Source organism: Haloimpatiens myeolchijeotgali (genome assembly GCF_042688525.2).
GTDB lineage: Bacteria > Bacillota > Clostridia > Clostridiales > Clostridiaceae > Haloimpatiens.
The window spans coordinates 3,903,195-3,917,500 of the sequence record NZ_JBHWAB010000001.1; the positions used below are offsets into that span (position 1 = coordinate 3,903,195).

15 protein-coding genes, 2 tRNA genes and 2 rRNA genes (1 of these 19 only partly in view) are annotated in these 14,306 nt (G+C 29.0%); 5 read left to right on the forward strand and 14 right to left on the reverse strand.

What is annotated here, in order from left to right:
• Window positions 1–50: 50 nt before the first annotated feature.
• From ACFIJ5_RS17510 to ACFIJ5_RS17520, 3 genes are all read left to right on the forward strand, one after another.
• Window positions 51–839, forward strand: coding sequence for a FeoB small GTPase domain-containing protein (locus ACFIJ5_RS17510; protein ID WP_379809361.1), 789 nt, complete (start codon window positions 51–53; stop codon window positions 837–839).
• Window positions 832–2,214: a nucleoside recognition domain-containing protein gene (locus ACFIJ5_RS17515; RefSeq protein WP_379809363.1), complete on the forward strand. Its 1,383-nt coding sequence runs from the start codon at window positions 832–834 to the stop codon at window positions 2,212–2,214. The genes ACFIJ5_RS17510 and ACFIJ5_RS17515 overlap by 8 nt, the downstream gene beginning before the upstream one ends.
• Window positions 2,215–2,437: 223 nt before the next feature.
• Window positions 2,438–3,562, forward strand: coding sequence for a DUF5808 domain-containing protein (locus ACFIJ5_RS17520; RefSeq protein WP_379809365.1), 1,125 nt, complete (start codon window positions 2,438–2,440; stop codon window positions 3,560–3,562).
• Between the two features lie 265 nt (window positions 3,563–3,827).
• On the opposite strand, the gene ACFIJ5_RS17525 is transcribed toward ACFIJ5_RS17520, so the two are convergent.
• The 9 genes from ACFIJ5_RS17525 to ACFIJ5_RS17565 all read right to left on the reverse strand — a co-directional run bounded on the left by ACFIJ5_RS17525 (window position 3,828) and on the right by ACFIJ5_RS17565 (window position 9,419).
• Window positions 3,828–4,088 carry a YkuS family protein gene (locus tag ACFIJ5_RS17525; protein ID WP_379809367.1) on the reverse strand — a complete coding sequence of 87 codons (261 nt, stop codon included), beginning with the start codon at window positions 4,086–4,088 and terminating at the stop codon, window positions 3,828–3,830.
• Window positions 4,089–4,392: 304 nt separating this feature from the next.
• The gene (locus ACFIJ5_RS17530; protein ID WP_379809369.1) at window positions 4,393–4,563 is read right to left on the reverse strand and encodes a DUF362 domain-containing protein; all 171 of its coding nucleotides are present in this window, start codon (window positions 4,561–4,563) and stop codon (window positions 4,393–4,395) included.
• An 82-nt stretch (window positions 4,564–4,645) separates the two neighbouring features.
• The gene (locus ACFIJ5_RS17535; RefSeq protein ID WP_379809371.1) at window positions 4,646–4,849 is read right to left on the reverse strand and encodes a heavy-metal-associated domain-containing protein; all 204 of its coding nucleotides are present in this window, start codon (window positions 4,847–4,849) and stop codon (window positions 4,646–4,648) included.
• A 12-nt stretch (window positions 4,850–4,861) separates the two neighbouring features.
• A complete protein-coding gene (locus ACFIJ5_RS17540; RefSeq protein ID WP_379809373.1) occupies window positions 4,862–5,767 on the reverse strand; it encodes a PSP1 domain-containing protein in 906 nt (301 codons plus the stop codon).
• 1 nt (window position 5,768) lies between these two features.
• Entirely contained in the window at window positions 5,769–6,713 is a 945-nt protein-coding gene (locus ACFIJ5_RS17545; protein WP_379809375.1) for a DNA polymerase III subunit delta', read from the reverse strand.
• Window positions 6,714–6,731: 18 nt separating this feature from the next.
• Window positions 6,732–7,061, reverse strand: coding sequence for a cyclic-di-AMP receptor (locus ACFIJ5_RS17550; RefSeq protein WP_379809377.1), 330 nt, complete (start codon window positions 7,059–7,061; stop codon window positions 6,732–6,734).
• A 76-nt stretch (window positions 7,062–7,137) separates the two neighbouring features.
• Complete coding sequence (tmk, locus tag ACFIJ5_RS17555) at window positions 7,138–7,764, reverse strand: dTMP kinase (protein ID WP_379809379.1); 627 nt, start codon at window positions 7,762–7,764, stop codon at window positions 7,138–7,140.
• A 33-nt stretch (window positions 7,765–7,797) separates the two neighbouring features.
• Window positions 7,798–9,225 carry an aminotransferase class I/II-fold pyridoxal phosphate-dependent enzyme gene (locus ACFIJ5_RS17560; protein WP_379809381.1) on the reverse strand — a complete coding sequence of 476 codons (1,428 nt, stop codon included), beginning with the start codon at window positions 9,223–9,225 and terminating at the stop codon, window positions 7,798–7,800.
• On the reverse strand, window positions 9,204–9,419 hold the full coding sequence (locus tag ACFIJ5_RS17565) for a sigma factor G inhibitor Gin (protein WP_379809383.1): 216 nt from the start codon (window positions 9,417–9,419) through the stop codon (window positions 9,204–9,206). Before ACFIJ5_RS17565 ends, ACFIJ5_RS17560 begins: the two co-directional genes overlap by 22 nt.
• 193 nt (window positions 9,420–9,612) lie before the next feature.
• On the opposite strand from ACFIJ5_RS17565, the gene ACFIJ5_RS17570 reads away from it, so the two are divergent.
• Window positions 9,613–10,770, forward strand: coding sequence for a zinc-binding metallopeptidase family protein (locus tag ACFIJ5_RS17570; protein WP_379809385.1), 1,158 nt, complete (start codon window positions 9,613–9,615; stop codon window positions 10,768–10,770).
• A 28-nt stretch (window positions 10,771–10,798) separates the two neighbouring features.
• Here the strand turns inward: ACFIJ5_RS17570 and ACFIJ5_RS17575 are convergent, their stop codons facing one another.
• Window positions 10,799–11,326 (reverse strand): hypothetical protein, encoded by a 528-nt coding sequence (locus ACFIJ5_RS17575; RefSeq protein ID WP_379809387.1) that lies wholly within the window; start codon window positions 11,324–11,326, stop codon window positions 10,799–10,801.
• Window positions 11,327–11,776: 450 nt separating this feature from the next.
• On the opposite strand from ACFIJ5_RS17575, the gene ACFIJ5_RS17580 reads away from it, so the two are divergent.
• Window positions 11,777–12,691 (forward strand): S66 peptidase family protein, encoded by a 915-nt coding sequence (locus ACFIJ5_RS17580; RefSeq protein WP_379809389.1) that lies wholly within the window; start codon window positions 11,777–11,779, stop codon window positions 12,689–12,691.
• Window positions 12,692–12,731: 40 nt separating this feature from the next.
• Here the strand turns inward: ACFIJ5_RS17580 and ACFIJ5_RS17585 are convergent.
• From ACFIJ5_RS17585 to ACFIJ5_RS17600, 4 genes are all read right to left on the reverse strand, one after another.
• Window positions 12,732–12,805, reverse strand: a tRNA-Cys gene (locus tag ACFIJ5_RS17585).
• Window positions 12,806–12,814: 9 nt separating this feature from the next.
• Window positions 12,815–12,890, reverse strand: a tRNA-Phe gene (locus ACFIJ5_RS17590).
• Between the two features lie 5 nt (window positions 12,891–12,895).
• Window positions 12,896–13,012: ribosomal RNA gene (gene rrf, locus ACFIJ5_RS17595) — 5S ribosomal RNA — on the reverse strand.
• A gap of 35 nt (window positions 13,013–13,047) precedes the next feature.
• Window positions 13,048–14,306: ribosomal RNA gene (locus ACFIJ5_RS17600) — 23S ribosomal RNA — on the reverse strand; it runs 1,640 nt beyond the window's last position.

Consider the following 14,306-nt stretch of genomic DNA (forward strand, 5'->3'; position numbering starts at 1 on the left):
ATTCAATTTTGATTATTTATTTAATAACAATTTTAACTAGGAGGTTTCCTATGGGTATAACCTACTCATCATCCCTAAAAAAGAATCTTAAAGATTCTTTTGATGTAAAAAAAGAAACTAAAGATGATTTTATAATAGCTTTAGCTGGAAATCCTAACACAGGAAAAAGTACTGTTTTTAACTCACTAACTGGCTTGCATCAACATACAGGTAACTGGCCTGGAAAAACAGTTACAAGTGCACAAGGAAAATATATTTATAATAATCATAATTTTATAGTTGTTGACTTACCAGGAACATACTCACTTATGGCTAGTTCTGTCGAGGAAGAAGTTGCAAGAGATTTTTTATGTTTCAGTAACTTAAATGCTACTGTAGTTGTAGTAGATGCTACTTGTCTAGAAAGAAATTTAAATTTAGTACTTCAAGTATTAGAAATAACAGATAAAGTCATAGTATGTCTTAACCTAATGGATGAGGCAAAAAACAAAAATATACAAATAAACATAGACCTTTTATCTCATAAACTAGGGATACCTGTTATTCCTACTAATGCTAGAAACAATATAGGAATCCTTAACTTAAAAGACACTATTTACAAACTTTGTAAAAATAAAATAATAACTAATCCTATCAAAATTAAGTATGGTATATCTATAGAAAAATTTTTATCTAAAACTACACCTAAGTTAGACGAAATTTTTAAAGGTAAAATTAATTCTAGATGGATTGCTCTAAGACTTTTAGACGGTGATAAATCAATTTTAGATTCTATAAGTAAATACTTAGATGTACAAATTCCATATAGCAATCTAAAAGAAGGAATAAACCATGAATAGCAAAATAACTATGAATGATATTTTAAAAGAAGCATCTACATTTCGACGAAATAATAACAATGAAGTTAGAGATATTATTGTATCTAACTTATATAAGCATGCAGAACAAATAAGTAAACATACTGTTACTAAAAATTCTAATCATAGAAGAGATAAACGTATTGATGACATATTAACTTCTAAATGTTTTGGAATACCTATCATGCTCTTACTTCTTTGTGGGGTTTTTTGGTTAACTATAGAAGGGGCTAATTACCCATCTCAGTTACTATCTAATGCTCTATTTGCATTAGAACCTAAATTAACCCAATTCTTTAATTATATAAATGCACCCTCATGGCTTTATGGTATATTGATACTTGGTGTTTATAGAACTGTAGCATGGGTTATTTCTGTTATGCTTCCACCTATGGCTATATTCTTTCCCATATTTACTTTACTAGAAGACTTAGGTTATCTTCCTAGAGTATGCTTTAATCTTGATCATTTATTTAAAAAATGCTGCGCACACGGGAAGCAATGTCTTACTATGTGTATGGGACTAGGATGTAATGCTGCAGGAGTTACTGCTTGTAGAATAATAGATTCTCCAAGAGAACGGCTTATAGCAATACTTACAAACAATTTTGTACCTTGTAATGGTCGTTTTCCTACATTAATAGCTATATCAACTATTTTCTTTGGAATGAAATTTAAAGAATCCTTTGGGGGATTAATTGCAGCACTCATGGTCCTTATGTTAGTTATTATAGGAATCTGTATAACATTACTAATATCTTTTATTTTGTCCAAAACTTTATTAAAAGGTATACCTTCTTCTTTTACTCTTGAACTTCCTCCTTATAGAAAACCTCAACTACTTAGAGTTCTTTATACTTCTATTTTAGATAGAACTATTTTTGTATTAGGTAGAGCTATAATAGTTGCTGCACCTGCAGGAGCAATAACTTATCTCTTAAGTAATATTTATATAGGTAATCTAAGCATAATTAACCATTTAGCCAATCTATTAGGACCTTTTGGGACACTAATAGGTCTTGATGGTTTTATACTTCTAGCTTTTATACTTGGATTTCCTGCTAACGAAATAGTTCTTCCTATTTTGATGATGGCTTACCTTTCAAAGGGAACTATGATAGAATTTGAAAATTTACAATCTCTCAGAACTGTTCTTGTGAATAACGGTTGGACAGTTTTAACTGCTATAAATATGATGTTATTCTCTCTTCTACACTTTCCTTGTGGAACCACTGTGTGGACTATAAAAAGAGAAACTGGAAGTATAAAATGGACTTTATTCTCTATACTTATGCCTACTGCTATAGCTATAATTATTTGTTTAATTACTACTCAAATATTTAATTTAATTTATTAATTATATATACAAGAGCTCAACATTAAAATAATGCTGAGCTCTCAATTGTATCTAAGGAGGTGTATAAAAAACTATATTTACATATTAATTTATATTAAAATAATTATACTTTTTTGTTTTTATTTGTTTTTTAATTATTAGTGCTTTATAATCTATATGATATGAATTAATAAACATAAAATCTGCTCCTATAGATTTTATTAATCTGACTGGAGGTGTACTTATGCATAATACTAATATAGGAAATAGTCTAATATTGTTGATTTCATTTGGACTACCTATCTTTATAATATTTATGATAGGATTATGTTTACCCTATTTTCAAAATAATAATATTTTCTTTGGCATTACAATACCTAAAGAATATAAAAATAAAAATAAATTTAGATTAAAAAAATTACAAAATGCTTATAAGAAAATGTATTTATTTACCTGTGGAATCTTTTCTATAATATGTATATTTCTACTTTATAAGTATTATGACAATGCATTACTTATGGTAGTACTACTTTTTTTCCTAGCAACATTAATTCACATTAATTATTATATTGTCCATAAAAAAATCAAATTGCTAAAAACTAAGCAAAATTGGTCATCTGGAAAAAAAGATCTAATAGTTATAGATACTACAATTAGTAAAAATCAAAAACTTATATTGAATAAAAAATTTTTTTGGATTCCTATTTTAATTATACTATTAAATTTAATCATCGTACTTATGAAATACAATAATATTCCAAGTACGTCTCCTACGACTTATACTAATAATGGTTATTTATATTCTTGGACAAAAAAATCATTGCTTACTTTTTTACTAATTCCATTTTCAGAAATAGAATTCACTATTTTCTTAAATTATATATATAATTTAATTATGGAATCAAAAGAAATATTGGTTTTTTCAAATATAGACATAGAAAATAAAATTAATACACTTTATACTCTTTGGTCAAAAAATTTACTAATAAATTCATTTTTGATAAATTTATTATTTTTAACAACTAGTATTTCTAACTTAGGTTTTATTAATATAAAATATAATAATATGCTTATAATTATGATTACTTTTATAATTTTTATTTATAGTGCTACATTAAGTTTCTATACTGGCAAAAAACTACATAAATTTAAAAGTTTTATTACAACTACTAATGTAGACGAAGATATATATTGGCTTATGGGTTATATATACTATAATCCAAATGATAAGCGTTTATGGGTACCTAAAAGACTGGGTATTGGTTGGACTCTTAATATATACAAGCCTATTGGAAAAATATTTATTATTGTAATAACAACTTGTATCCTTCTTACTTTTATATTACTTTCTAGAATTCCTAATTTTTAAAAATTAAAGACCATAAACAGTTTATACTACTGAATATGATCTCTATATGGAGAAAATTATCCATAATAAATTCTAATACAAACTACAAAATTAAAACACAAAGCCATTTATTTTTTTATTATATTATATTCATCTTCACTCCAAATAGTTACACATCAAAATTAAAATTATGTTAAAAATAATATATTTTTAACATAAAAAAATATACCTATCTAAAAATATTTTAGACGGGTATATTTTTTAAATCAATATAAGTATACAATTATTACATCATTTTATTTTCCATTTGCGATTTAACTTCCTCAGGTGTCATTCCATGTGCTGAAATCACAGGAACTTCAGTTATAGCATCTTCCATTCCCATCATATTTTCATCTTCACCTGTTATAATTACAGCATCAAATTTATTAAAATATGCTGAATCGTTCATTTCCTTACTTGTAAATTCACTTACTTTATATCCATCTTCTGATAAAAATTGTTTTACTGGTCTTAGTCCTTTTTCAACAGCAACTCTTTTTTTCATGAAATATCACTCCTCCTTAGAAGTTATTATTTCCTTTTTTATAATCCATATACACTGTATAGTTACTTGACCTACTAGTTACTGTAAAAATAATTTTCTAGCCTCTAACATCCTCTGAACGCCCGTTATAAAAACCATTATTGAAAATATAACTATAATAATTGCTGCATATTTAGTTAATAAAATCATTAATGTAAATAAAATAAATCCTTCTGTTCTTTCTGCAACTCCTTATTGATAATAAAAAGATTTTTTAGAACATAAAAAAAGACCGCCAAAGCGATCTTTTTTCTATGTTCTTATATTAGTCTTGAACTGGTGCTCCTACTGGACAAACATTTGCACAGTTTCCACAATCAATGCAAGTATCTGCATCTATAACGTATTGAGTATCTCCTTGGCTTATAGCGTTAACTGGACATTCTGAAGCACATGCTCCACAGCTTACGCAAGCATCTGTAATTTTATATGCCATTTGCTACACCTCCTTAAAATTTTGGATAAAATATCATCCACAGTTTATTTTATCACGTTTTTTTATATTTTAAAAGATACTTTTAAATAATAGTATATCCTAAATTTTCTATACACTCACTCATTGCTTCTTCATTTATAAAATAATTATCATATACGACTTCTACAACACCGTTTTCTTTATTTATTTGACATGCTACAATTCCTTCATAATTTGTAATCGCATTTTTAATTTTCATAACATCCTTATTATTTTTTATACTAGAAATTTTAAATATGGACTTCATAACATATCCTCCCTAGTTTTCTTTAAATAATTCTTTAATGATTTTCTTATCCTCTTCATTATTTATTTCCATGTTTATTTCTTCATCTTTAACATCATCTTCATATTCACCAGATATAAGTTTTATTTCTTTAATAGGTATTTCTTTTACTATTTCATCATCATCAGTTTGTATTTTTACCTTTACATTTTCCTTTACAACAGAATTTCCTATTACTTCTCCTTTTCCATAAGAACTATCTACTAAAGACCCTACTTTTGGAAGTTTCCTTCTTATTTCTAAATAATTTTTTTGTTCATAATTTAAGCAGCACATAAGTCTTCCGCATATACCTGATATTTTAGCTGGGTTTAAAGAAAGATTCTGTTCTTTAGCCATTTTTATTGATACTGGTTCAAAATCACCAAGAAAAGTTGCACAGCAAAGAGGTCTACCACATGGTCCAAGTCCACCCACCATTTTTGCTTCATCTCTTACCCCTATTTGTCTTAATTCTATTCTTGTTCTGAATACAGATGCTAAGTCTTTTACTAACTCTCTAAAATCCACTCTTCCGTCTGCAGTAAAATAAAAAATAACTTTATTATTATCAAAAGTATATTCTACATCTATGAGTTTCATATCAAGCTCATGTTTTTTTATCTTATCTATACAAATCTTAAAAGCATCTTTTTCTTTTCTTTTATTTTCTAAATTTTTCTCTACATCTTTTTCATCAGCTTTTTTTATTACACTTTTTAGTGGAGCCACAATTTTATCTTCTTCTATTTGCCTATTAGGAATTACACACTGCCCAAATTCTATACCTCTTGCAGTTTCTACTAATACCTTATCTCCTACCTGTAATTGTAATTCAGCAGGATCAAAATAATAAATCTTACCTACTCTTCTAAAACGTATACCTACAACTGTTACCATATTAAACCTCCTGTATTTTCAAAAGCATGACATCAAAAACCAACGCTAAATTTACATTTTTATTTAAACTATCAATGGCTTCCTTAATAATATCTATAATATCATTTAATTTCTTAAAGGAAAATATTCTCGTAATTTCTTCTATTTCTTTATATTTATCTTTATTTATTATAAGTTCCTTATTACTTGTTTCTTTATAAATCATAGCATCTCTAATATATACTAACATACAATTTAATATTTCTTCCCAACTTTCTTTAAATTCTAAGAAAAAGCTGTCATACTCTAATGCTTTTAATTCATTAACTTTTGTAATGTTAGTAAAAATATCTATAGTCTTATCTCTTATTTCATTAAAAATTTTATCATCTAAAAACTTTTCTGCTCTTCCTGGAATACCATTGCTAAATGCTATTACTGATTTTATTTTATCTTCACTTAAATTGTTATATTTTCTTTTTAAGTATTTATAAATTTCTTCTTCAGTTAAACTTTTCAGTTTATGAATTTGACATCTAGACTTTATTGTATCTAATAAAACTTCAAGATTTTCACAAAGTAAAATTATAAAAACACCTTTTGGTGGTTCTTCTATTGTCTTTAAAAAAGCATTTTGTGCTTGTATAGTCATTTTATGTGCTTCATATACTATTATTACCTTTTTATCTCCCTCATATGGCTTTCTATTTATTTCTTCTGTTAACTCTCTTACTTGTTCTACTCCTATACTTTTTCTATTTTTAGGCACCTTCCATTTCACTATATCTGGATAATCTATTTCTCTTACTTTTCCTAAAATTTTCATAGCCATATTTTCAGCTAAAATACTCTTACCAATGCCATCTTCTCCAACTAGTAAATGTGCATGAGCAAATTTGCTATTCTCTATTGATCTTATTACTTGTGCTTTTATATTTTCATGTCCTATTATATTTTCAAAACTCATTGAATACCTCCATAAGCATCATATTTTTAGATACTTATCTACATCTACTACAAATACTGTAGCTCCTCCAATTTCAACTTCTACTGGATATGGCACGTATACTCCTGTTGACCCTGCTACTGGTGATGGTGATGTAACAATTTGTTTTCTTGTTTTACATTCTTTCTTTATTATGTCTAACACATCTTCAACTTTTTCCTTTTCTACTCCTATTAAAAGAGTAGTATTTCCAGCCTTTAAAAACCCTCCAGTAGTTGCAAGTTTAGTCACCCTATAATCTTTTTCTGTTATTGATTCTATCAAATCTGCCGCTACATCATCTTGTACTATCGTTATTATTAACTTCATAAACATACCCCCTAATTATTTTTATCATACTTATTTTAAACATATGTCATTTACATTTTTACTTATTATATTCTTATTACTTATTTTTTATAAGTGAATCCACTATTTCTACTATTTGATTATGAACTTCTTTTACATTTTTATTGGCATTTACTAATTTAATTTTATCATAATTTTTAGATATATCTAAATATCCATTAAATACTTTTTCATGAAATTTATTTCCACTGTTTTCTAATCTATCTAAAGTCTTTTGCTTATACTTTCTTTTAAGTCCTTCTTCATACGGTATTGTAAGCATAATCGTTAAATCTGGTTCTAATCCTTCTAACGCAGCTTGATTTATATATTTTATTTTTTCTATACCTAACTCCCTACCTATTCCTTGATAAACTATAGAAGAAAGTACAAATCTATCACAAATTACTATTTTACCTTCTTCTATTGATGGTTTAATAATTTCATTTACAAGTTGTGCACGAGATGCTGCATATAAAAGAGCCTCACACATATCACTCATTTCTGTATTTCTGTTATCTAATATTATATTTCTTATCTTTTCACTTATTGGAGTTCCACCAGGTTCTCGTGTTTTTATAATTTCAAACCCTTTTTGTTTTAGATACTCTTCTAAAAGCTGAATCTGTGTTGTTTTTCCTGATCCATCTGGTCCTTCTAAAGTTATCAATAGTCCTTTTTTCATATGTATTCCTCCAATTAATTATTAATACATTAGTTATTCCTTAACTATATCTATAGTTCCACGCTCTTTATCTAATCCTAAAATAGTCATTCCATTTCTTATATTATATTTTATCACATCTATTGTATTCCCGCTTATTATTTCTCCTGGCATTATAAGTGGAATTCCTGGTGGATATGGTACTATAGAATTAGCACTTATTTTCCCTTCTGCTTTTTCAATTTTTATACTTACTTTCTTTTTATTCATAATTTCACAAGGTATAATTTTCATTATTGGAATATCATACTTTCTTGTCTCTATATACTTTTCTTCAATTAAATCCATAGGACATGTTTTCAATGCTTCATATAATTTTTTAAGTTCCTTTTCTGTATTAAAAGGTGAAAAAATCAAAACTACATTTTGACTATCACTCATTTCAGCCTGTATTTTTTTTGTTCTTAGATATTCTAAAAGCTTATGTCCACTATAACCTTTTTCTACATTAATAACATATCTAGTAGTATCTATATCAAAATCATCATTTTGGATATCTTCTTTTCCTATAATATGAAATCTTGATAACGTATTTATCATACTTCTATAATGTGACAACATATCAATTAACTTTGTGTACGCAGCATCACCTTTTTCTTCAAGATAATATCTAGCATATTCCATAGAACACATTAACATATATGATGGGCTTGTACTTAAAAATGCGCTCACATAAAAATCCACCTTATGTTCATCTACACTATTTCCTATATGTAAATATGCTGTTTGTGTAAAACTAGGAAGAGTTTTATGACTACTCATTACTACCATATCCGCTCCTAATTCTATTGCATTTTTAGGTAACAATTTATTTACTCCAAAATGTGCACCATGAGCAGAATCAACTAGTACCTTCATATTATACTTTTTGGCCTCTTTCACTATAACTCTTAAATCTGTACAAATACCATAATAATTAGGATATGTTATTATTATTCCTTTAGCATCACTATTTTTTTTAACTATCTGAAAAAAATGCTCCATATCTATTGAAAGAGGAGCATTAAATTTATCATTTATTTTATTTTTTATATAAACAGGTTTTAATTTTCTCATTATTATTCCATTAAAAATTGATCTATGACAATTCCTTTCAACTATTATCTTATCTCCTTCATTAAAGGCAGAAAATATCATAGCTAAATTACCACTAGTACTTCCATTGACTAGAAAATATGATTTTTTGCTTTTGTAATACTCACTCAAAAGTTCTTGAGACTCTTTTATTATTCCTTCAGCATTATGAAGATTATCAACACCTTCCACTTCAGTGATATCATATTTTAATAAATCCCTGCTTAATGTTATTCCTTCTCTTGTTTGTAGAAAGCCTTTTCCATATTTATGCCCTGGCATGCAAAAAGATATATTTTTTTCTTTTATATAACTCGACACACCCTCTATAAGCGGTAACCTTGACAACTTAAATCCTCTCCTTTTGTTACTATACCTTGAGTTATGGATTTTTTTATACAATTTTTATAATACTCATAAAAATCTGTATCCATATCACATTCTATAATTTTCTCTTCACAATTTTTGCAAATTCCTCTACCGCTTATTATTATACCATTATTCAGAGGCTTTCCACATATAATACAAGTTCTTTTATTCATAATATCCTCCTTAAAAAGTAATATTTCATTTCATTATTTACAATTATTGCCTCTTACACTATATTTTATTCAATACACTGTCCACTTTTATTTTGTCCATTTAAGTTTTCATACGACAAATATCTTACAAATTATTAGGGAATACTAAACAAATAGTTAAATAAACTAAAATTATGCGAAAGGGGTAAATAAAATGAAACAAGAAATCATTACTTACTTAAGTACTTTAAAAAATGATTTATTTAAACTTGCTAGATACCTTTATAATAACCCTGAAGAAAGCTTTAAAGAATATAAAGCTTATAATTATATAATATCTCTTCTAAAAGAATATAACTTTGAAATAAAAGAAAATTACCTTGGAATAAATACTGCTTTTTATGCTCAATATGGAAATAGTTATCCTAAAATATGTTATATATGTGAATATGATGCAGACCCATACAAAGGACATATTTCAGGTAATAATTTAGTTTCTACTATGTCCATAGGTGCTGCCTTATCTCTTTCAAAAGTAATTTCTAAAACAGGAGGAAGTATAGTAGTATTAGGCTGTCCAGGTGAATATATAAATGGTTGTAAAACAACTATGGTAAAACAAGGTACATTTGAAGATATTGATGTAGTTTTAATGGCTCATCCTCATGTTATAACAACTAACACCTTACCTTCTATGTCTGTTTTACCAGTAAAAATAAAATTTGATCTTGATAATAATACTCCTATTAATTGCTGTTCATCTTTAGATTCATGTATGCTTACACATAACTTCATTGATTTAGTAAATAAAAATTTACCTAAAGGATACAAAATTCAAAATATCTTTACAAATGGAGTTTGTAATTCATACTCACTATATTCCAAATGTGAAAGTAATTATCTCATAACTACTCCTAAAATAGAAAATAGTTATAAAATTTTAGAAATAATTAAATCTTTTATTTCATTGATAAGCAATATATTTGAATTAAAATGTAATATAAGTATTTATCAACTTCCTTATGAGGAAATGATTCTAAATGAAAATCTCTGTCGAATATTTTCTCATAATTTAAAGGAATGCGGCATAATAAATATATCATCTTCCAATGAAACACTTCCAGGACTTAGTATAGGTAGCGTAAGTCATATACTTCCTTGTATAAACCCTTTTGTTTCTATAACTGAAAACGCCTCAATTGGTTATCCATCTCAAGCCTTTGGTAAAGAAACATTAAAAGATTTTGCAATAAATAATACAATGAAAACAATACAAGCACTTTCCCTTACAGGACTTGATCTTATTCAAAATGAAAATTTACTAAAAGAAATAAAACAAGAATTTAACCATAAGAAAAAGCAGGAAAAATAATTTCCTGCTTTTTTTATCACTTTCTATACTATATTGAAATACTCAATCTATATTTTACATCAAAACATTCTTTATCTTTATTCATTATAAATTCCAATTTATCTACTAAATCAGCACTGGGCTCAAAATAAAACTTTCTAAATCCACTACCATCAAAATATACACAACAATACTTTTTTGAATTAAATAAAGAACAAATATATCTTCTATTACTTATAACATCATATCTTGATTTTAACTCACTTTTTTTACCTATAAATTTTATATCTTTAAATTTTATATTCTCTACTTCTATTTTAGAATCTCCTCGCAGTTTATGAATTATAAACTGATCAGCTATTATAGAATATTTATACTTAATGTTAGTCTTATATATTTCCGCCATAATGATTACTATCATAGCTATAGTAAAAAATACATCAAAGAGACCGCATAAAAAATCATTATCTATAAATAAACTTGAAACATATTTAGATATATAAATAAATATACACAAAATAAATATCAAACAAATTATCACAGGTAATTTTTTTCTTTCAATAATTTCTTTGTACATATAATTTCACCTTCTTTTTTAACGTATTCTTTATATAACTATATTTATGACTTATTAAAAATAAAATTATATTATTTTTAAGTCAACATATAGAGATTATACTAGTGTTTTAAGAATTTTTCTAGAGTAATTGTGTTGTATATTTGGCTGTATTTTCATGTATATGGTCAAATATTGCATTCTATTAAAAATATCTTTATGGTATTCACTATTTTTATAATTTTCTTTTATTATTGCAAAATTATTCATTTTTAATATGCCACAAACTATTTATAAATAAAAATTGAATAATAACATTCATAATTTATATGCATATATTAAATTTACTGTCTACTAAATATGTGAGAAAACTAAATGAAAAATAAAAAATCTCCTCACAAACTACATTATATGCATATATAAAAAAAAGTTTCTATACAATTTAATAAAGAACTAAACTGAGGTGTTTATATGATTGCAAACAAATTAAAAAAAGGCAGTTCTATAGGGATAATTACTCCTTCTAGTCCATTAGATAAAAAACTTATTGAAGGAAACATTAATATACTTAAAAATCTTGGTTTTAAAGTAAAACTAGGTACTCATATATATGAAAATCTTGGATATTTAGCTGGAAGTGATGTTGATAGAGCCAATGATTTAATGAATATGTTTTGTGACAAAACTATAGATATGATTCTATGTGCTAGAGGAGGTTATGGTTCTATGAGAATTCTTCCTCTAATAGACTGGTCTGTAATTAAATATAATCCTAAAATTTTTGTAGGATTTAGTGATATTACTTGTTTACTTAATGAAATAAATAAAAGATGTAATTTGATAACTTTTCATGGTCCTATGCTTACATCAAATTTCGAAGATAAATATACCTTTAAAAGCTTATTTAATACACTCCAAAGTGGTTTAAATGAATATACTGTTGGTTCTCTCAATTTATGTCTTAGAGATCAAAAAAAGATGATTACTGAAGGCTATTTAGTGGGAGGAAATTTATCATTAATTTGCAGCACATTAGGAACTCCATATGAAATAGATACCAAAAATAAAATCTTATTTATTGAAGACATAGATGAACCTCCTTATAAAATAGATCGAATGCTTACTCAACTATTAATATCAAATAAATTACAGCAATGCCGAGGTTTTATAATTGGACATTTTACTAATTGTTATTCATCCTCTGATAGTATAAGTATATCCTTAGAACAAGTATTTAGAGATAGGTTATTGTTTTTAAATAAACCTACAATTATGAATTTTTGTTGTGGGCATGATTATCCTAACTTAACTTTACCAATAGGAGCTAAAGTTAAATTAGATTGTATAAATAATAAAATTGTAATTTTAGATCCAGTAGTTAAATAACCTAAAAAAAAATAACTATGCATATTTGCATAGTTATTTTTGGAGGCGCCACCCAGATTTGAACTGGGGATAAAGGCTTTGCAGGCCTCTGCCTTACCACTTGGCTATAGCGCCTTATTAAATTGGTGGCTGGACCAGGAATCGAACCAGGGACACGAGGATTTTCAGTCCTCTGCTCTACCGACTGAGCTATCCAGCCATCTTACCTGGCGACGACCTACTCTTCCACAGGGCTTCCCCTGCAGTACCATCGGCGCTTCAAAGCTTAACCGTCCTGTTCGGAATGGGAAGGGGTGTTACCTTTGAGCCATAATCACCAGATTATTGTTCTTTCAAAATTGCACAGTGTTAATTATTTGGTCAAGCCCTCGACTTATTAGTATCAGTCAGCTTAACATGTTACCACGCTTACACCTCTGACCTATCAACCTGGTAGTCTTCCAGGAGTCTTACTAGCTTACGCTATGGGAAATCTAATCTTGAGGTGGGCTTCACGCTTAGATGCTTTCAGCGTTTATCCCGTCCCAACATAGCTACCCAGCTATGCCATTGGCATGACAACTGGTGCACCAGAGGTTGGTCCATCCCGGTCCTCTCGTACTAAGGACAGCTCCTCTCAAATTTCCTACGCCCGCGACGGAAAGGGACCGAACTGTCTCACGACGTTCTGAACCCAGCTCGCGTGCCACTTTAATGGGCGAACAGCCCAACCCTTGGGACCGACTTCAGCCCCAGGATGTGACGAGCCGACATCGAGGTGCCAAACCTCCCCGTCGATGTGGACTCTTGGGGGAGATCAGCCTGTTATCCCCGAGGTAGCTTTTATCCGTTGAGCGATGGCCCTCCCACGAGGAACCACCGGATCACTAAGCCCGACTTTCGTCCCTGCTCCACTTGTATGTGTCGCAGTCAAGCTCCCTTATGCCTTTGCACTCTGCGCGCAATTTCCAACTGCGCTGAGGGAACCTTTGGGCGCCTCCGTTACATTTTAGGAGGCGACCGCCCCAGTCAAACTGCCCACCTAACAATGTCCCGTGACCAGATACATGGCCTCCGGTTAGAATTTCAATACTGTCAGGGTGGTATCCCAAGGACGACTCCATAGAAGCTGACGCCCCTATTTCTAAGTCTCCCACCTATCCTGTACAGACAATACCGAAATTCAATGCTAAGCTACAGTAAAGCTCTACGGGGTCTTTCCGTCCAATCGCGGGTAGAGGGCATCTTCACCCCCACTACAATTTCACCGGATTTGTTGTCGAGACAGTGCTCAAATCATTACGCCATTCGTGCGGGTCGGAACTTACCCGACAAGGAATTTCGCTACCTTAGGACCGTTATAGTTACGGCCGCCGTTTACTGGGGCTTAAGTTCAAGGCTTCGCTTACGCTAACCAATCCCCTTAACCTTCCAGCACCGGGCAGGCGTCAGCCCCTATACATCAGCTTTCGCTTTAGCAGAGACCTGTGTTTTTGCTAAACAGTTGCTTGAGCCTATTCACTGCGGCCTGCTCTCGCAGGCACCCCTTCTCCCTAAGTTACGGGGTTAATTTGCCGAGTTCCTTGACAACAATTCTTCCGCTGGCCTTAGGATTCTCTCCTCATCTACCTGTGTC